General features: G+C 65.7%; 13 protein-coding genes. 4 read left to right on the top strand and 9 right to left on the bottom strand.

Going from position 1 to position 19648, the window contains the following annotated elements:
- Positions 1–203 precede the first annotated feature (203 nt).
- The 3 genes from ACODS5_RS01755 to ACODS5_RS01765 all read left to right on the top strand — a co-directional run bounded on the left by ACODS5_RS01755 (position 204) and on the right by ACODS5_RS01765 (position 4793).
- On the top strand, positions 204–3104 hold the full coding sequence (locus ACODS5_RS01755; protein WP_134693231.1) for an aminotransferase: 2901 nt from the start codon (positions 204–206) through the stop codon (positions 3102–3104).
- 200 nt (positions 3105–3304) lie between these two features.
- Positions 3305–4411, top strand: coding sequence for an agmatine deiminase (aguA, locus tag ACODS5_RS01760; RefSeq protein ID WP_134693232.1), 1107 nt, complete (start codon positions 3305–3307; stop codon positions 4409–4411).
- Positions 4412–4595: 184 nt separating this feature from the next.
- Positions 4596–4793, top strand: coding sequence for a hypothetical protein (locus ACODS5_RS01765; RefSeq protein WP_489107762.1), 198 nt, complete (start codon positions 4596–4598; stop codon positions 4791–4793).
- A gap of 145 nt (positions 4794–4938) precedes the next feature.
- On the opposite strand, the gene ACODS5_RS01770 is transcribed toward ACODS5_RS01765, so the two are convergent.
- Positions 4939–7029 carry a TonB-dependent receptor gene (locus ACODS5_RS01770; protein WP_489107763.1) on the bottom strand — a complete coding sequence of 697 codons (2091 nt, stop codon included), beginning with the start codon at positions 7027–7029 and terminating at the stop codon, positions 4939–4941.
- A 566-nt stretch (positions 7030–7595) separates the two neighbouring features.
- Here ACODS5_RS01770 and ACODS5_RS01775 point away from each other — a divergent pair.
- Positions 7596–8900 (top strand): OprD family porin, encoded by a 1305-nt coding sequence (locus ACODS5_RS01775; protein ID WP_134693235.1) that lies wholly within the window; start codon positions 7596–7598, stop codon positions 8898–8900.
- A 30-nt stretch (positions 8901–8930) separates the two neighbouring features.
- On the opposite strand, the gene ACODS5_RS01780 is transcribed toward ACODS5_RS01775, so the two are convergent.
- The 8 genes from ACODS5_RS01780 to ACODS5_RS01815 all read right to left on the bottom strand — a co-directional run bounded on the left by ACODS5_RS01780 (position 8931) and on the right by ACODS5_RS01815 (position 19627).
- The gene (locus tag ACODS5_RS01780; RefSeq protein ID WP_489107764.1) at positions 8931–10595 is read right to left on the bottom strand and encodes an FMN-binding glutamate synthase family protein; all 1665 of its coding nucleotides are present in this window, start codon (positions 10593–10595) and stop codon (positions 8931–8933) included.
- Positions 10596–10796: 201 nt separating this feature from the next.
- Entirely contained in the window at positions 10797–12725 is a 1929-nt protein-coding gene (locus ACODS5_RS01785) for a type VI secretion system Vgr family protein (RefSeq protein ID WP_489107765.1), read from the bottom strand.
- Between the two features lie 11 nt (positions 12726–12736).
- Positions 12737–15412, bottom strand: a complete 2676-nt coding sequence (gene tssH / locus ACODS5_RS01790) for a type VI secretion system ATPase TssH (RefSeq protein ID WP_489107766.1) — start codon at positions 15410–15412, stop codon at positions 12737–12739.
- Positions 15405–16454 carry a type VI secretion system baseplate subunit TssG gene (gene tssG / locus ACODS5_RS01795; RefSeq protein WP_489107843.1) on the bottom strand — a complete coding sequence of 350 codons (1050 nt, stop codon included), beginning with the start codon at positions 16452–16454 and terminating at the stop codon, positions 15405–15407. The genes tssH and tssG overlap by 8 nt, the downstream gene beginning before the upstream one ends.
- Positions 16418–18280 (bottom strand): type VI secretion system baseplate subunit TssF, encoded by a 1863-nt coding sequence (gene tssF, locus ACODS5_RS01800; protein ID WP_489107767.1) that lies wholly within the window; start codon positions 18278–18280, stop codon positions 16418–16420. Before tssF ends, tssG begins: the two co-directional genes overlap by 37 nt.
- On the bottom strand, positions 18277–18792 hold the full coding sequence (gene tssE, locus ACODS5_RS01805) for a type VI secretion system baseplate subunit TssE (protein WP_134693241.1): 516 nt from the start codon (positions 18790–18792) through the stop codon (positions 18277–18279). The genes tssF and tssE overlap by 4 nt, the downstream gene beginning before the upstream one ends.
- Positions 18786–19196, bottom strand: coding sequence for a hypothetical protein (locus ACODS5_RS01810; RefSeq protein ID WP_489107768.1), 411 nt, complete (start codon positions 19194–19196; stop codon positions 18786–18788). Before ACODS5_RS01810 ends, tssE begins: the two co-directional genes overlap by 7 nt.
- Positions 19193–19627, bottom strand: coding sequence for a type VI secretion system amidase effector protein Tae4 (locus tag ACODS5_RS01815; RefSeq protein WP_134693243.1), 435 nt, complete (start codon positions 19625–19627; stop codon positions 19193–19195). The genes ACODS5_RS01810 and ACODS5_RS01815 overlap by 4 nt, the downstream gene beginning before the upstream one ends.
- Positions 19628–19648 lie beyond the last annotated feature (21 nt).

Raw genomic sequence — 19648 nt, forward strand, 5'->3', positions numbered from 1 at the left:
AGTCTGGCGCAATTATGCGCTACTTCAGGCAGTCGATCAGCGCTTCGTGTTGCTGCCATGGGGCCTCGCGCCTGTCCATGGCGTGGACAGGGCAAGCCCAGGCGTTGGGCTGTGCAGCGAGGGTGACGCGCTGATTGTCCGCTGGCAGCTTGCCAAGCGGCCTGACTGATGGCGATATACAGGGAAAAAACGAGGCTTCCTGCATGTCCCTCTCGACCCTGCTCCAGCGTTCCAGCCTGCCTGCCCCCCTGCTTGGCGAGGCCCAGGCCCATGCCTTGTTGCGGGCGCACTACGATCTGCAAGGCAGCCTGCAGGCCTTGGGTAGCCAGCAGGACCTGAACCTGCGGGTCGACTGCGGGCAAGCGCGTTTTGTGCTCAAGGCCTGCCATGGCAGCTACGCCCAGGTGGAGCTGGAGGCCCAGCATGCGGCGCTGGAGTACCTGCGCGGGCAGGGGCTGCCGGTCCCGGCCGTGCGCCCGGCCAGCAATGGCGAGGGGCTGCTGGCGCTGGATATCGAGGGCCAGGCATTGCGGGTGCGACTGCTGGAATACCTCGACGGCGAGCCGCTGACGCGTCTGAAGCACTTGCCGTCGCGGGTGATCGCCGAGCTGGGCGCGCTGTGCGCCAAGGTCGACCTGGCGCTGGCCGGCTTCGACCACCCGGGCCTTGAGCGCACGCTGCAATGGGACCCGCGCCACGCCCAGGCATTGATCGGCCATTTGCTGCCGGCGGTGCAGGATGGCCAGCGCCGAGCCCGGGTCGAGCAGGTTGCACGTGAGGCCGCCGAACGTTTGCAACCGTTGCTCGATAAGTTGCCGATCCAGGCGGTGCACCTGGACATCACCGATGACAACGTGGTCTGGAGCCGGGACCAGGCGCGCCAGTGGCAAGTGCGGGGCGTGATCGATTTCGGCGATCTGCTGCGCACCTGGCGTATTGCCGACCTGTCGGTGACCTGCGCGGCCTTGCTGCACCATGCCGAAGGCGACCCACTACGGATCCTCCCGGCGGTCAGCGCCTACCAGGCGCTCAACCCGCTACAGGACGCCGAACTGCGGGCATTGTGGCCGCTGGTCCTGAACCGTGCCGCGGTACTGGTGCTCAGCAGCGAGCAACAATTGGCGATCGACCCCGGCAACCAGTACATCCGCGACAACATCGACCACGAGTGGGAAATCCTCGAGACCGCCTGCGCGGTGCCTGCCGAGTTGATGGAGGTGGCGATATTGCAGGCGGCGGGGCGTGGCCCTGATGCTGTGGATCTCAACGGTTGCGCCCGGTTGCTGCCGAGCCTGGTCGGGCACGCGGTAACCCGGGTCGACCTGGGCGTACTCAGCCCGCATTGCGAGGCCGGCAACTGGGAGCAACCCGGCTTCGACCAGCGCCTGCTCGCGGCCCAGCCCGGCCCGGCCTGTAGCCTGCATGGCCAATACCGGTTGTCGCAAACCCATATCGACCGCCCCGAAGAACCGGCCACCTGTGCCCTGGGGGTTGAGCTCAACCTGCCGCCCGGCACCGCCTTGCAGGCCCCCGCAGCTGGAACCTGGCAGCGCAGCGGCGATGGCCGTGGCTGCCTGCGCACGGCGCGCTGGAGCCTGTGGCTCAATGGCCTGGAAGCGGCGCCGGCCGATGGCCAGGCGTTGGCGAAGGGCCAGGCATTAGGCGCGACCTGTGGCTTCCTGAGTGTGCAGCTCTGCCTGGCGGCGGCGCTGCAACCGCCGTTCTTCACCACGCCATCGCGAGCCGCCGCCTGGCTGGCGCTATGCCCCTCGCCACGGGCGTTACTGGGCTTTGACTGCGACGCCGAGCCACTGGCCGACCCTCAGGCCCTGTTGGCACGCCGCGATGCCAGCTTCGCCCGCTCGCAGAAGCACTATTACGCCCAGCCGCCGCAGATCGAGCGCGGTTGGCGCAACTACCTGTTCGACATGCAGGGCCGCGCGTACCTGGACATGCTCAACAACGTCGCGGTGCTGGGCCACGGCCATCCGCGCATGGTCGCCGAATCGGCGCGCCAGTGGTCGCTGCTCAACACCAACTCGCGGTTTCACTACGCGGCCATCGCCGAGTTTGCCGAGCGCCTGCTGGAGATAGCTCCACCGGGCTTCGACCGGGTGTTCCTGGTCAACAGCGGCACCGAGGCCAACGACCTGGCGATCCGCCTGGCCTGGGCCTACAGCGGCGGGCGCGACCTGCTCAGCGTGCTGGAGGCCTACCACGGCTGGTCAGTGGCCACCGATGCGATTTCCACCTCCATCGCCGACAACCCCCAGGCCCTGGAGACCCGCCCGGACTGGGTGCACCCGGTGCAAGCGCCAAACACCTTCCGTGGCCGCTTCCGCGGGGCCGACAGCGCCGCCGACTACCTGCGCGATGTCGAGGCCAAGCTTGCCGACCTCGATGCCCGTGGCCGCCAGTTGGCCGGCATCATCTGCGAGCCGGTCTACGGTAATGCCGGAGGCATCTCGCTGCCGCCGGGCTACCTGCGCCAGGCCTATGCCCAGGTGCGCCAGCGTGGCGGCGTGTGCATCGCCGATGAGGTGCAGGTCGGTTACGGACGCCTCGGCGAGTACTTCTGGGGCTTCGAGGAGCAAGGCGTGGTGCCCGATATCATCACCATGGCCAAGGGCATGGGCAACGGCCAGCCACTGGGCGCGGTGATCACCCGTCGGGAGATCGCCGAGGCGCTGGAGGCCGAGGGCTATTTCTTCTCGTCCGCCGGCGGCAGTCCGGTCAGTTGCCGTATCGGTATCGCGGTGCTCGATGTGATGCGTGACGAAGGCCTGTGGGACAACGCCCGGGAAGTGGGGCGCCACTTCAAGGCGCGATTGCAGGCATTGGTCGATAAATATCCGCTGGCCGGCGCGGCCCATGGGTCGGGTTTCTACCTGGGGCTGGAGCTGGTGCGTGACCGCCAGACCCTGGAGCCTGCAACCGAGGAAACCATGCTCTTGTGCGATCGCCTGCGCGATCTGGGGATCTTCATGCAGCCGACCGGCGACCACCTGAACATTCTCAAGATCAAGCCGCCGATGTGCACCACGCGGGCGAGCGTGGACTACTTCGTCGACAGCGTGGAGCGGATCCTCAGCGAAGGCCTGTGATCTTTTGTCAGCCAGTCTGTTCGATTGTTATCGGTCAGACTGGCTTTATTTCGGCAAAATATTTTAACGAAAGCGCTTTAAAGTCGATATTTATCGGTTGTAATATCGAGCAAATGCCCTGCCGCCTATACTGGCGGGCCTGCACCTTATCCGCTCACCGACCGGGCGCCCCTGGCCCCGGGCCTTCGCAGAGGTTACCCATGAAGACCCTCAACTCGACCCCCCGCGCCGATGGTTTCCACATGCCCGCCGAGTGGGCCCCGCAGACCCAGGTGTGGATGGTCTGGCCGGAGCGCCCGGACAACTGGCGCCTGGGCGGCAAGCCCGCGCAGGCCGCGCATGTCACCCTGGCCAAGGCCATCGCCCGCTTCGAACCGGTGACCGTGGCGGTCTCCGCCGGGCAGTACGAGAACGCCCGGCGCCAGCTCGACCTGCCCAACATCCGTGTGGTCGAGATCAGCAACGACGACGCCTGGGTGCGTGACACCGGCCCGACCTTCGTGATCAACGACCAAGGCGAGGTGCGTGGCGTGGACTGGGGCTTCAACGCCTGGGGTGGCTTCGACGGTGGCCTGTACGCGCCATGGAACCGCGATGAAGAACTGGCGGCCAAGGTCATGGAGATGGAGCGCGTGCAGCGCTACCACACCGAAGGCTTCGTGCTCGAGGGCGGCTCGATTCATGTCGACGGCGAAGGCACCCTGATCACCACCGAGGAATGCCTGCTCAACCGCAACCGCAACCCGCACCTGAATCGCGAGCAGATCGAGGACATCCTGCGCGAGCACCTGGCGGTGCAGACCATCGTCTGGCTGCCGGATGGCCTGTACAACGACGAGACCGACGGCCACGTCGACAACTTCTGCTGTTACGTAAGCCCCGGCGAAGTGTTACTGGCCTGGACCGATGATCCCCAGGACCCCAACTATGCGCGCTGCCACGCCGCCTATGACGTGCTGAAAAACAGCCGCGACGCCAAGGGCCGCGAATTCGTGGTGCACAAGATGCCGATTCCCGGCCCGCTGTTCGCCACGGCCGAGGAATGCGCCGGTGTCGACCAGGTGGTCGGCAGCCAGGAGCGCGACCCGTCGGTGCGCCTGGCCGGTTCCTACGTGAACTTCCTGATCGTCAACGGCGGCATCATCGCCCCGAGCTTCGATGACCCGGCCGATGCCCAGGCCAGAGCGATCCTGGCCAAGGTGTTCCCGGACCACGAAGTGGTGATGATCCCAGGGCGCGAACTGCTGCTCGGTGGCGGCAATATCCACTGCCTCACCCAGCAGCAACCGGCACCGTTCAAGCGCTGATCTGCCTGGTGGCAAAGAGCCCGTCCGTCGACGGGCTTTTTTGTGGGCGACGACCGCTGGCGGGGTTAATGGCATAGCTTTTGTATTGGCTTTCCCCTGTGTTTCAGGAAGAGGAGAGGCACACCTTTCTGTCACAAACCTTACGTAAGTTAGCCGCTCACGGCCCCAGGGAGTGCGTGTTGAAATGAATGCAGCAAGTGAGTCGGCTTTGCGCCCACTGGCAGTGAATCACCGGTCGCTGAAGATGTTGGCGCAGTGGTTGAAACACCATGGAAGCAACCGGGTCAGGACGACCGACCCACGACGCCTGCTGGACGGGCGATATCCACAGGGCCTGATCAGCGACGCCGAGCTTGAAGCTCTGCTGGCTGTCTGGCACTGACCGGGAAGGATCCCGTTGCAATAAAAAACGCCACCGCGCAAGCGGTGGCGTTTCGTTTCTAGGCTGAGGTCCGCGTCCCGGCGACCAGCAGGCTGCGCAATCCGCCAGCCGCTGGGGGCCGCTGCTACAGGTTGGGTTGGGCCGATCAGAAGGTGTAGCTGCCGGTGACCACCAGGCTACGCGGGTCGCCAAACTGGATCTGCGAACCGCTGGTAGCCGAGCTGTAGTAGGTCTTGTCGGTGATGTTGCTCAGCGCCGCGCGTACATCCCAGTCATGGGTGCGGTAGCCAGCCAGGGCATCCCAGCGGCCATAGCCTGGCAGCACGATGCTGTTGGCGTTGTCGGCGTAGCGGTCGCCGACCAAGGTCAGGCCAGTCTCGGCGTACCAGCCCAGCTCCGGCTTCCAGGTCACGAACAGACTGGCGTTGCGCTTGGCCACATCGTTGATGCGGTTGCCTTCCTGGCCGTTGTTGTCCTTGACGATGGTGGCATCCTGCAGGCCGATACCGCCTCGTACGTACCAGTTGCCAACCACATTGCCAGTGGCGGTCAGCTCGATGCCGCGCGAGCGCTGCAGGCCGCTCAGCAGAATGATTTCCGGGTTCTGCGGGTCGCGGGTACGGCGGTTGTACAGTTCCAGTTCGTAGACGGCGAGGGTGGTGCTCAGGCGCTCATCGAACCACTCGCTCTTGACCCCAACCTCTTTCTGCCGGGTGAGCTCCGGATCGGTCTGGTTGGTATTGCCGGCAGCGCCAGGGGTGATGCCGATCAGGCCACCACCGACCGGGGAATAGCTCTTGCTCCAGGAGGCGTAGAAGGAGTGATCGCGCCAAGGCGTATAGATCACACCCACCCGTGGGCTGAAGCTAGTGTCCTTCTGTGTCTCGGCAATACCGCGCATCTTGTTGGTGGTTTCCACCTCGAAGCGGTCGAAGCGCCCGCCCAGCAGTACTTGCCACTGATCGTTCAGGCGGATCTGGTCCTGCAGGTACAAACCGGTGCTGTCGACATCGGTGACGTTGTTGCTGAACAGCTTCATCGTCCCGTTGTGTTGATTGCCCGCGGTGGAACCGCTGATCGGCGCGCCAGGCACACCGACGCCCTGGTCGAGGCGCGAATGGCGACGTTGTTCGCCGACCTCCAGGCCCACCAGCAGGGTGTGCTCCAGACCGTAGGTCTGCACATGCCCTTCGAGCTCCACGGTGTTGTAGATATTGCGCGTGCTCAGGTCCTGCAACCAGCGCTGGCGCCCGACCATGCCGGTCGAGGGGGTGTAGCCGGTGAGGTAGGTATTGTCGAAATCGCTCTCCAGCTTGAACAGGCTGAAGGTGTGGCGCAGTTGCCACTGGTCGTTGAGGTCGTAGTTCAGGCGCGAGCGCAGCGATTGCGCGCGGTCGTCGATGTAGTCGCGCTGGGTATCACCGTAGGTGGTCTTGCGGCTGACGTCGGCCGGGCGCCCGGTCAGCGGGTTGCCTGGGATGCCACGGTCCGGGGTGCGGTTGTAGCGGCTGTACTCGTATTGCACCAGCCAGTTCAGGTCGGGGTTCAGCTGCCAGCTCATGGACGGCGCGAACAACTGGCGGTGGTTGCCGTCGATGCCGTCGCGGAAGCTGTTCTTGTCCTCGTTGCCCAGGTTCAGGCGCAGGCTCAGGGTGTCGCTGGGGTCGGCGCTGAGGTCGGCGTACAGGCTACGCAGGTCCTGGCTGCCACCTTGGGCCTCGACGGTCGAGCGGCGGCCGTGTTCCGGGGCCTTGCTCACCCGGTTGACGATGCCGCCCTGGCTGCCACGGCCATACAGCACCGCCGCCGGGCCCTTGAGCACCTCGACCCGTTCGATGTTGTGCAGGTCGCGGGTGTACTGGCTATCGTCGCGCACGCCGTCCAGGTAGAAGTCGTTGCTGGCGTCGAAGCCGCGGATGCGCAGGCTGTCGAAGCGGGTGTCGGCGCTGCTGCTGACGTTGGGGATGCCCTCGAGCGCCTTGCCCAGGTTGCTGCTGCCGTAGTCCAGCACGTTGCGCGTCTTCACCGAGTCGATGGCCTGGGGCACGTAGCGTGCCGGGGTCGAGGTACGGGTCGCGGTGGTCACTTCGCGCACGCGTGGGTTGTCTTCCTCGCGGGTGCTGTCGGCGGTGACCGCGGTTTCCGGCAGGGTCGTGGTGGCGGCGTTGGCCAGGCCGGCGCTGCACAGCAGCGACAGGCCCAGGGTCAGGGGCGAAAGGCGGCAAGGGGCAAGCATTACGGGCGTCCGGGTTGGCTAGTGAGAAATTGGGCGCGAATGGTAATGCTTGCTATTTGCTATTGCTCGCCTATTTGTAAAGGCTTGTCTTTACATATGTATCAGTTTGTAACATTCGTTCGGGTGGTTTTTGCGAATTCTCCTATTCGCCTGCAAGTCCGGCTCCTACGCCGTGATGCATGCTTTTTGTAGGCGCTGGCCTTGCCAGCGAAGGGGTCAACGTCGCGCGATCCATATGACAGTTGTGCGTTTGTCGCCGGCTTTGCACAAAAGAGACAAATTTGCGCTGACCCACGGCAGATATGCATGGAAATGCACCAGCGCCGACCTGGTTTTTGGTTATATCAACCTGCATTTCACGATTTTTTGACATGTATAAGCAGGCAAGGCTAGGATTCGGCGTCTACGCCTGCTGGCCATGACTTGGCCATGCGGCTGCAAGGCCCGTTGCAGACCATCGACGGGCCTTCCGGCTTGGATCCGCATAGCGTCGAACCTACGAAGGGGCGTTGGTTCCTGGCGTTCTAATGCAGAGCGTTTTTGAATACTTAATAAGGAAAATAAACATGTTGAAAACCAGGATCAGCCTGGTCGCCCTGGCGATGATCGCCGCGACCCAGGCACAGGCCAATGAGCAGGCCGAAAGCAAGGGCTTCATCGAAGACAGCCACGCCAACGTCCTGCTGCGCAACGCCTACATCAACCGCGACAAGAAGCACAATACCGACGACCAGATCGAATGGGGCCAGGGCGTCATCGCCAACTTCTCCTCCGGTTTCACCCAGGGTACCGTCGGTGTCGGTGTCGATGCATTCGGCCTGTACGCGGTGCGTCTGGATGGCGGCAAGGGCCACAACGGTGGTGGCGGTGTCGACTTCTTCAAGCCACACAACACCAAGAACGCCGACGATAACGCCAGTGGTCCGCATGACCTGGCCCGTGGTGGCGCAGCCGTGAAGTTCCGCATCTCCAACACCGTGCTCAAGTACGGTGACCAGATGCCGACCCTGCCAGTGCTGCAGTACGACGATGGTCGTCTGCTGCCGGAAAGCTTCACCGGCACCCTCATCACTTCCAAGGAAATCAAAGGCCTGGAGCTGAACGCTGGCCGCTTCACCCAGGAAGCGCGCAAGAGTGCCGAACGCCGTGACGGCGGTGGCCTGAAGTCGATCAACGTGCTCGGCGGTAGCTACAAGTTCACCGACAACTTCACCGCGTCGCTGTATACCGCCGACAACGAAGACGTGATGAAGAAGCACTACCTGGGCATGAACTACGTCTACCCGATTGCGGCGGACCAGTCCCTGACCTTGGACTTCAATGGCTACAAGTCCAAGCTCGACAAGAAGCTCATCAATAAATTGGGCATGCGTGAGGGTGACCGGGACAACACCATCTGGAGCCTGGCGGCTACCTATGCGTACGGCCCTCACTCGGTGACCATCGCGCACCAGCGCAGCACTGGCGATACCGGCTACAACTACGGTGGTTACCAGAATGATCGTGGTTTCGGCGACGGTGGCTCGACCATCTACCTGGCCAACTCCTACTGGTCCGACTTCAACGCAGAAGACGAGCGTTCCTGGCAGATTGGCTACGGCCTGGACTTCGGCGCCTTCGGCGTGCCCGGCCTGACCTACAAGGTCGCCTACGTGCGTGGTGATAACATCAACACCCACGGCAATGGTGAAGGTAAAGAGCGCGAAATCTTCAACCAGCTGCGTTACGTCGTACAGGAAGGCCCAGCCAAGGACCTGTCGGTCAAGCTGCGTAGCTCCTTCCTGCGTACCTCGCGCAACGTCGCCGACTTCTACATGGACGACGGCAACGAAGTCCGCGTATTCGTCGAGTACCCGATCAGCATCTTCTGATCCTGATCCCGCGTCACCCGCAGCCCCGGCCTATGCCGGGGCTGTTTCTTTGCGGCGCGGAGCGATCGCTGCCTGCGCCGCCTCGCCCGTCTCCGGCGCAAAGCTGTCGCTGCGTGCCATCCGCCACATCCGCGCGTAGAACTCGCTGGCGATCGCGCCGCTGAGCAATTCCCCTGGCTTGAGGAAAGTGTGCAACTGCGAGAACAGGCTGATCTCGCTGGGGCTGATGCGTCGCGCCAGGTGCTTGGGCTTGAGTTCTGCGGGGTGATCCAGACCCGCGGCGGCGAGCATCTCGGCCAGGGCATGCAGGGTATTGCGGTGGAAGCTGGCGACCCGCTCGGCCTTTTCCGGCACCACCAGCGCGCGCTGGCGCAGCGGGTCCTGGGTGGCCACCCCGGTCGGGCACTTGTTGGTATGGCAGCTTTGCGACTGGATACAGCCGATGGCGAACATGAAGCCGCGCGCCGAGTTGACCCAGTCGGCGCCGATGGCCAGCACGCTGGCGATGTCGAAGGCGCTGACCAGCTTGCCCGCCGCGCCAATGCGCACGCGCTCGCGCAGGTTCAGCCCGACCAGGGTGTTGTGCACGAACATCAAGCCCTCGCGCAGCGGCACGCCGATGTTGTCGGAGAACTCCCGGGGCGCCGCGCCGGTGCCGCCTTCCTTGCCATCGACGACGATGAAGTCCGGGGTGATGCCGGTGGCCAGCATGGCCTTGGCGATGCCCATGAACTCCCACGGGTGGCCCAGGCAGAACTTGAAACCCACCGGTTTGCCGCCAGACAGCTCACGCAAGCGGGCGACGAACTGCAGCAACTCCAACGGCGTGCGGAAGGCGCTGTGCGCCGCTGGCGAGATACAGTCCTCGCCTTCACGTACACCGCGGGTCGCGGCAATCTCGGCACTGACCTTGTGCCCCGGCAGGATGCCGCCATGGCCCGGCTTGGCGCCCTGGCTGAGCTTGATCTCGATCATCTTCACCTGAGCGTCGCGGGCCTGGGTGGCGAAGCGCTCGGGGTCGAAGCGACCATCCTCGGTGCGGCAGCCGAAGTAGCCACTGCCGATTTCCCAGATCAGGTCGCCGCCGTGCTCGCGGTGATAGGGGCTGATGCTGCCTTCGCCGGTGTCGTGGGCGAAACGACCAAGGTGCGCGCCCTTGTTCAGCGCGGCGATGGCGTTGGCGCTGAGGGCGCCGAAGCTCATCGCCGAGATATTGAAGATCGACGCCGAGTACGGCTGGCCGCACTGCGGCCCGCCGATGCGGATGCGAAACGAGGCAGGGTCGGGCATCTGCACCGGCAGCATCGAATGGCTGATGAACTCGAAACCCGGCTTGTAGGCGTCGTTTAGCGTGCCGAAGGCCTTCTCGGCGCTTTCGTTCTTGGCCCGGGCGTAGACCAGCGAGCGCTGGGCGCGGGAGAACGGCAGCTTGTCGTCGTCGCCTTCGAGCAGGTACTGGCGGATCTCCGGGCGGATGGTTTCGATCAGGTAGCGGATATTGCCCAGGATCGGGTAGTTGCGGCGCACCGCGTGGTGCTGTTGGCGCAGATCGTTGAGGCCGACCAGGCTGAGCAGGGCGGTGATCACGGAGAGTGGCCAGAGCCAGTCGTGCTGGGCGAGGAAAGGCAGGCTGGCGAGGGTGAACAGCAGGCACAGGGCCAGGCAGGCGTAGCGGCTGGGGAACGAGTCTTTCATGGGGCCATCGCAGACAGGGTGACCGGCCTAGGATAGGCAAAGCGCAGCGGCGGAAAACCAGGCCGATTGGTAAAACACTATTACCTGGGGCCAAAGGGTTGTCGGTTTCGCGCCCTGTCGCGGGACAAGCCCGCACCCACGAGGCGCGTGGCGATGCTCATGGCGTGGGAGCGGGCTTGCCCCGCGATGAGTCCTTTGGCGTTACTGCTTGAACACCTGCTTCACCCGCCCGTCGATCTCGCCCTTGTCACCCTGGCCCGAGGCCTTGGCCTGCGGGCCGCCCCCCAGGTTCAGGTCGAGCTTGCCATCGGTATTGATGATCCCGTCCGCCGTCGCATGGATGTTGAACTGGGTGCAGCTGATATTGATGGTGCCGTCCGATTTCAGCTCGATCACGCTGTCGCCACAGACCAGGCGAATCTGGTCGCCGGCATCCATCACATAGTTGCCGTGCACGCTGTCGCGCTTGTCGCCGCCGACCAGCAGGATGTCGCGCTGGCGCACCGAGCGCAGGCGATCCTGGCCGATGGTCACGGTCTCGATCATGCCCACGGTCTTGACCCGGCTGATGCCCACCGACAACGTCTGGTTCTGCTCCACCACGCTGTCCATGTTGCGTTCGGCGTGCACGTACAGCTGTTCGGCACCCTTCTTGTCCTCCATGCGGATTTCATTGAAGTTGGCCGGGCTGCCGCCCTTGCTCGAACGGCTCTTCATGCCGCTTTGCGTGGCGCTGCCGGGCAGGTCGTAGGGCACTGTCTGCTCGGCGTTGTACACCCGCCCGGTGATGATCGGCCGGTCGGGGTCGCCTTCGAGGAAGCTGACGATCACCTCCTGGCCGATCCGCGGTACCTGGATCGAGCCCCAGTTCTTGCCCGCCGTGGCTTGCGACACGCGGATCCAGCACGAGCTGTTCTCGTTGGACTGGTCGTGGCGATCCCAGTGGAAGTGCACCTTGACCCGGCCGTACTGGTCGGTCCAGATCTCCTCGCCGGAGGGGCCTACCACCACGGCCGTCTGCGGGCCCTTGACGATCGGCCGCAGGGTGCTGCCCACCTGGCGGTAGCTCTGCTGCGCGTCGATGCAACTGAGGTTGCTCTCGAACTGCGCCGCGCCGCTGCCGCCGCCGCTCTCCAGGCGTTCCTGGTGCACGTAGTAGCGCGCGGCGACGATCAGGTACTCGCGGTTCTGGTCCTGGCGGCTGAAGTTGCTCAAGCTGAACAGGTCGCCGCTGCCCAGGCCACGGGCATTGCCGCGCAGCTCGACGCGCTCGTGCAGGCTCTGCAATGATTCCAGGCGGGTGCGGGCATAGTGCTCGCCGTCCTGGGTCTGCTCGTAGGCGCCGGGGTAGTCGTACAGTGGGTAGTCGCCGGCCTGGTGCGGGCGTGGCATCGCCGAGCGCACGTCGATGCGCGCGCTGGGGCGTTGGAAGTCGTAGTCGTTGAGCTCCAGGGAGCCCGGCTGGACTTCCTGGGCCAGGTGCCAGTCATTGATATGGTCGCGCTCGCGGTGCTGGCCGTCTGGTGGGTAGTAGGGCACGGTCTCGTAGCCGGGCACCTTCTGGTGCGCGCCGTAGGCGTCGGCGAGCACCAGCACGTGGCGCTCCTGTTCGTGGCGGAAGAAGTAGTAGATGCCTTCTTCCTCCATCAGCCGGCTGACGAAGTCGAAGCTGGTCTCACGATACTGCACGCAGTATTCGCGCTCGCGATAGTTGCGGCTCAGGGCGTCCTCGAAGTCCGAGAAGCCCAGGTCGCGGAACACCTGCTTGATGATCTGCGGCGCGCTCAGGTGCTGGAAGATCCGGCAGTCGCTGGTGCGGGTCAGCAACCACAGCCAGGGGCGCAGGGTGACCCGGTAGGCGGCGAACTGGCCCTGGTCCACCGACTGGCTGCAGCGGGCGACGATGCCGTGGAAGTGTCGCGAGCTGCCGACGCTCTGCTGCACGCTCAGGCTCATCGGTTTGCCCAGCAACTGGTTGAGGTCGATGGCCGGGTCGTCGCTGGTCAGCTGCAGCTCGAAGTCGAACAGGCGGCCAAGCTCCTCGCTGCCGCCCATCTCGGCAAGGATCAGTTTGTCCGGCCCCAGGGGGCTGTTGATTTGCGCCAGGCGCGTGAACTGCTTGAACAGCATGGTCGGTCCTGTCAGTCGGCGGCGCCGAAGTCATAGTGCAGGTCGTTGTCGCGGCGGCTGATGCTGACGCTGGCCAGCGGCTTGCCTTCGAACAGGCGGGTGAGGAACTCGCGGCTCATGTCCGGCAGCAGGCCGTTGGTGAGGATGGCATCGATCATGCGGCCACCGCTCTCGGTCTCGGTGCAGCGCGAGACGATCAGCTCGACCACGTCGTCGTCGTAGGCGAAGCCGACCTTGTGAGTGCCCTCCACGCGCTTGCGAATGCGCTCCAGCTGCAGGCGGGTGATGGCCTTGAGCATGGTGTCGCTGAGCGGGTAGTAGGGGATGGTCACCAGGCGGCCGAGCAGCGCCGGCGGGAAGATCTCCAGCAGCGGCTTGCGCAGCGAGGTGGCCACGGCTTCCGGGTCAGGCAGGGCCTGCGGGTCCTTGCAGGTGTTGGCGATCAGCTCGGTGCCGGCGTTGGTGGTGAGCAGGATCAGGGTGTTGCGAAAATCGATCTGGCGGCCCTCGCCGTCTTCCATCACGCCTTTGTCGAACACCTGGAAGAAGATCTCGTGCACATCGGGGTGGGCTTTTTCCACTTCGTCGAGCAGCACCACGCTGTAGGGCCGACGGCGCACGGCCTCGGTCAGCACGCCGCCCTCGCCGTAGCCGACGTAGCCGGGTGGGGCGCCCTTGAGGGTGGAGACGGTATGGGCTTCCTGGAACTCGCTCATGTTGATGGTGATCAGGTTCTGTTCACCGCCGTACATGGCCTCGGCCAGGGCCAGGGCGGTCTCGGTCTTGCCCACGCCGGAGGTGCCGGCGAGCATGAACACGCCAATTGGCTTGTTCGGATTGTCGAGGCCGGCGCGGGAGGTCTGGATGCGCTTGGCGATCATCTTCAGCGCGTGGTCCTGGCCGATGATGCGCTTGGCCAGGTGGCTGTCGAGGTTGAGCACGGTCTCGATCTCGTTGCGCGCCATGCGCCCCACCGGGATGCCGGTCCAGTCGGCGACCACCGAGGCCACCGCCTGGTAGTCCACGGTCGGCAGGATCAACGGGCTCTCGCCTTGCAGGGTGGTGAGGCGCTGTTGCAGGTCTATGAGCTTCTCGCGCAGTTCATGGCTGCCCTGCACGTCCACTTCCTGGTCGACCACGCCCACTTGCTCGCGCAGTTGCGCACGGGTGGCCAGCAGCTCGTCAACCAGGGCTTTCTCCTCGGCCCAGCGACTTTCCAGGCCGGTCAGGCGCTCGCGCTCCTCAGCCAGCAGGCTGTTGGCCTGGGCTTGGCGTTGCGCGGTGTTGACGCCGATGGCCGCTTCGCGGGCGATTATCTGCAATTCGACTTCCAGTGCCTCGATGCGCCGACGGCTGTCGTCCACCTCGGCCGGCACCGCGTGCAGGCTGATGGCCACGCGGGCGCAGGCGGTATCGAGCAGGCTCACCGACTTGTCGGGCAACTGACGCGCCGGGATGTAGCGGTGCGACAGCTTCACCGCGGCTTCCAGCGCCTCGTCGAGGATCTGCACCTGGTGGTGTTTCTCCATGGTCGAGGCCACGCCGCGCATCATCAACAGCGCCTTGGCTTCGCTCGGCTCGTCCACTTGCACCACCTGGAAGCGGCGGGTCAGGGCCGGGTCCTTCTCGATGTGCTTCTTGTACTCGGCCCAGGTGGTCGCCGCCACGGTGCGCAGGCTGCCACGGGCCAGGGCTGGCTTGAGCAGGTTGGCGGCGTCACCGGTGCCGGCGGCGCCACCGGCGCCGACCAGGGTGTGGGCTTCGTCGATGAACAGGATGATCGGCTTGGGCGAGGCCTGCACGTCTTCGATGACCTGGCGCAGGCGTTGTTCGAACTCGCCCTTCATGCTGGCGCCGGCCTGCAACAGGCCGACGTCCAGGCTGCGCAGCTCGACGTCCTTGAGCGCCGGCGGCACGTCGCCGGCGACGATGCGCAGGGCGAAGCCTTCGACCACGGCGGTCTTGCCGACGCCGGCCTCGCCGGTGAGGATCGGGTTGTTCTGGCGGCGGCGCATGAGGATGTCGACCAACTGGCGAATCTCCTCGTCACGGCCGACGATGGGATCGAGCTTGCCGCTGCGGGCCTGCTCGGTGAGGTCGACGGTGAAGCGCTTGAGCGCTTCCTGCTTGCCCATCGCCGCCGGCGCCACGGCACCGCTGGCCTCGCCCGGGGCGGCGGCGCTGAAGCCGTCGCTGGCGGCCAGGTTGTTTTCCGGCGAGTCGCCCACGTACTCGTCGAAGCGCTCGCTCAGGGCCTCGATCTTCAGCTTGGCGAACTCGCTGGACAGCCCCAGCAGCGCATTGCGCAGGCTCGGCGTCTTGAGGATGCCGACCAGCAGGTAGCCGGTGCGTACCTGGCTTTCGCCGAACATCAGGCTGCCGTAGACCCAGCCGCGCTCGACGGCTTCTTCCACTTGCGAGGACAGGTCGGTGATCGAGGTCGAGCCGCGCGGCAGGCGGTCGAGGGCATCGGTCAGGTCGCGGGCCAGGCGTGCCGGCTCGACGTTGAACTGGCGCACGATGCGGTGCAGGTCGCTGTCCTGAAGTTGCAGCAGTTGGTGCAGCCAGTGCGCCAGTTCGACATAGGGGTTGCCCCGCAGCTTGCAGAACACCGTGGCGGCCTCGATGGCCTTGTAGGCGACACTGTTGAGTTTGCCGAACAGCGCGGCGCGGCTGATTTCACCCATGGTCTTGACTCCTTGTTGGCGGGGCGTTGACCGGCTGGTCGGCGTAGTACCGAGCCAGCTTCAGGTCGCGAGCATCGTGCGATGGCCGGTCGAGCCAGGTGTCGAACCCCAGGCGTTGGCCGGCATTGAGTTGCAGCGCGGGCACTTCGCCCTGCGCGAGGATGAGGTTGAGGTCCCAGTCCAGTTCCTGGCCCAGGTACTCGGCGACCCAGGCGGCGAGCTCGACGAACGCTTGGCCGCCGGGCAGCAGCGCGTGGTATTGGTCGAGGGTCAGCGGGCCGAGGCACAGGCGGAACTTGTGTTGGCGGTCCCACACGTAGCGGCCCAGGCACAGGTCCACGCCCAGGCGGTTGGCGCGCACGCCGAGCTGGCTGCGCTCGGGCAGTTCCAGCCACTGGCCGACGTACTCCTCGAGCTTCACCGGCACGCCGAAGTAGCCCGCCAGGATGCTGCACAGGCCATCGGGGTAGCGGGTCTGCGCGGCCAGGTGACCGGACCAGTGCAGCTTGGCGGTGTCGGCCAGCGGCCCCTGGCCTTGCAGCTCCGGTTGGCCACGGCCGCTCAAGGCGGCCAGGCGCGCGGCCCAGTAGTCGTCGCCCGGGCGGTCGTGGCTGACCGTCGGCCGGGCCTCGGCCCAGGCGCGGTAGAACAGGCTCAACAGGCGGTGGTGGAAGATATCGAGAAAGCGCTTGCTGGTGGGGTCGGCATGGTTGCGCTGGCGCTCGCGCATGTACTCGGTCAGGTGGAGCGGCAGCGGGCCGTTGGGGCCGCCGAGGCCGAAGAAAAACTGCTCCAGGCGCGCCGGCTGGTCGTCCAGGGTGGTGACCGAGGCCAGCGTCGCCGGGGCGAAACCGCAGTCCAGGCGCTGGCCCAGGCGCACCGGTTCGTCGGCCAGGCGCAGCGAGTGGCCGAAGCGTGGCAGTTCCGGGTTCTGCGCCTCGAGGCGGCGCAGCGCCTGGAAGAAATCGTAGGCCCAGGGCTCGGCCTGCATGGCCTGTAGCGTGTTCACAGGGTCGGCCTGCGCCCGGGCTTGGCGGTCCAGCGCATGATCTCGCCGCGTTCGCTGGTGCGCAGCACGGTTTCGGTGAAGCTGTTGATCGACACGTAGCGGGTCAGGAAGCGTTCGAACACCGCGCCGAGCAGGAATACCCCGGTACCGCGGAAGGCGTTCTCGTCGAAGGTCAGGGTGATCTCCAGGCCGCGGCCGAAGACGATCGGCCCGGGCATCGGCAGGCGCCGGGTGCAGGGTTTGCTGCTGACCTCGCGCAGGCCGTCGATCTGCAGCAGCAGGGCGCTGTCCTGCGGGTCGCCGTACAGGCGCAGCAGTTCGCGCAGGGCGGCGGCGCCCTGGCCTTGTTCGGCCAGCGACAGGTAGTTCAGCGACAATTGGCTGATCAGGCGCCAGGCGCGATTATCGTGGGCATGGCTGGCCTTGGGCCGGCTGGGGCCGGCCAGGCAGCGCACGGCGGCGACCGGGGCGCTGTCGGCCAGGCTGAAGTCGCTGCGCCCGTCGCCGACGTTCATGAACAGCGGCAGGTCGCGGTTGCTGCACAAGGCGCTGATGCCCAGCTGGCGCAGATCATGGCGGTAGGGCGCTTGCTGGCCGTCGACCAGGCTGACGAAGGTCTCGCTGCCCATGTAGCTGGAGCGCGTGCCATTGCGCCGCTGTTCGCTGGACAGCACCCGTGGCTCGCGGCGGACGATGTAGTAGGCCTGGTCGCGGCCATAGCGCGATGGGTCGCGCACGGCATAGAACGGCAGGAACTCCTGGTCCGGGCCAGTGCCGTGGCCGCTGACTCGTTGCAACGAGTGAATCTCGAAATCGGTAGGCCGGGTGCGGTCGGCGATCACGTGGTGCTCATGCACCCGGTCGGTCAGGTGGATGCGGTCGACCCGGCGCGGGAACAGGTTGATCGCCGGGGTGCAGAACGGCACGAACTGGCTGGCGTCGACACTGCTTTCCAGGCTCTGCTCGAAGCGTTCGAACAGCACGATGATCTCCAGATCCTGGCCGTTGCAGCGTTTCACTGCTCGCTCCAGGCCGGCGAAATCGACGAACAGGAAGCGTTGCGGCAGGGCGAAGTATTCCTGCAACAGGCGATAGCCCTGGAATGCCTGGGGCACCACCGGCAGCGCCGCTTCGCGGTCGTCGAAGCCGCATGGCAGCAAGGCGTCCTCGACCGGTATGCGTTCGACCCACTCGGCGCCCGGCTGGCGCACGAACACCGCGCAGGCGCTGCCCAGCAGCTGCTCGTAGAGGCGGAACGGGGTTTCGTCGGCGCCGTTGAGGTACAGCGGCAGGTGGCTCAGCGGCAGGCTGGCGAACGGGATTTCGGCGCCGCTGCGCAGGCTCAGGCGCAGGCCGGCGCGGGCTTTCGGTTCGCTGGCGGCCAGGCGCCCGAGCACAGCGCCGGGGTTGCCGAAGTACTCGGCCCGGGCCACCTGCAAGGGCCACAGGGTGACGTCCTGGGTACTGCGAAACTCGCAGGGTGTCTGTGAGTTGCGTCCGAGATTGGCGCGCAGCACGCTGTCACGGGGTAGCTGGAATCCGGCGGCCAGCGAGCCTTCGTCGGGGTCGGTCTGCAATTGCACCACGGTCATCGACGGGGTCGGCGCCAGGTAGTGCGGGTAGGCGATTTCCAGCAGGTTGTGGGTGAAGGTCGGGTACTCGGCGTCGAGTTTGAGCTGCACCCGCGCGGTGAGGTAGGCGAAACCTTCGAGCAGGCGCTCGACATAAGGGTCGGCGCACTCGATCCCGGACAGCGTCAGGCGCCCGGCGATCTTCGGGTACTCCTTGGCGAACTCGGCGGCACCCTCGCGGATGTGCTGCAGCTCCTGGTTGTACAGCTCGAGCAGGCGCGGGTTCATGCGCGCCTCCGGCGCTCGGCGGGCGCCACCCGGACATGGCCGGACTCCAGGTCGACGTCGGTCTGCAGCAGCAACGGCAGCGCCGCCGGCTGGGCCCACAGGTCGCCTTCGATCTCGAAGCTCAGGGCGTTGGCGTTCATCTCGCCGGGGGCGGCCTGGGCGCGCACCTTGAGGGTATGGGCGAGAATGCGTGGCTCGTAGGTGGCGATGGCCTGGTGGATGATGCGCTCCAGGGCGTTCAGGTCGATGTTCGAGGCACTGTTGCCGGCCAGGGCCGGCAGGCCATAGTTGACCACCGAGGCGCCGGCGTGGGTGTTCAGGGTGTCGGTGCTGTCGAGCAAAGAGGTGGTGTTGAGCAGCCAGGCCAGGTCGCGCAGTACCGAGGCCTTGAGCTGCTGCAGGCTGAGCACGCGCTTGTCCGGGGCTTCCTGCGGGTTGCCCGGGTCGTCGTCGGTCAGGCGATCGAGCAGCGAGGGCTGCAGGCGGTCGCGGGTGGCGATTTCGGCTACCACTGGAACATCCCTGTGAACATTTTCTGGTCTTCGAAGCCGGTGTCGCACGAGGCGCTCGGCGCCGGCGTGGACGCCTCCAGGCCGGCCTGGGTCAGGCGCACGGCGCGCGAGGTCTTCAGGCATTCGCCCTTGAGCGTCGGATGCGGCTGCACGTGGGTGACCAGTATGATCGGCATGCCGTTGAACTGCTCGACCCTAGCCTTGCCGGCGCGGTCCGGGCTGAGGCTGCACGGCCACTGCATGTCCAGCGCCAGGCTTTGCTCGCCACGGCTGAGCACGCACTGGCCGGCACGCTCGGCGAGGGTCACGGGCTGGCCGTCGAGCGTGGCCTCGGTCAGCAGCTCGGCATCGGCGCAGGCGCTCAGGGCCAGCAGCAGGGCGCCTGCCAGTGCCGCGCGGCTCATGTCAGTTCCCAGAACCAGACCTGCTTGGACTGGTAGTTCTGGTCGGAGAAGCCCTTGGTCAGGCCGCGGTTCCACAGGTCGATATGGTCGCCCGTGCGGTTTTCCTGGCTTTGCCCGGCACGGGCGAAGCAGTCCTTGTAGAAGATGATCCCGGTCTTGGCTTTGAGCGTCTCGCGTTCCTGGGCGCTGCCGCCGATGCGCTGCGGGCGGCCGAGCTGGCGCTCCAGCCAGTTGGCTAGGGATTCGGCGCCACGGGCATGGCCATGGGCGCACTTGGGTTCGGTGTAGGTCGACTTGTTGACCTTCAGGCCCATCTCGCCATTGAGCGCGATGCTCATGCGGATGGCGCACTGATTGTCCCACGGGCCGTCGCAGGGCGAGGACACCTTTGGGTAGGCATTCCACAGGTTGATGAAAGAAGGCTTGGCCATAAGGTTCACCGTGAGCGGGTG

It is taken from the genome of Pseudomonas sp. FG47, assembly GCF_057809115.1.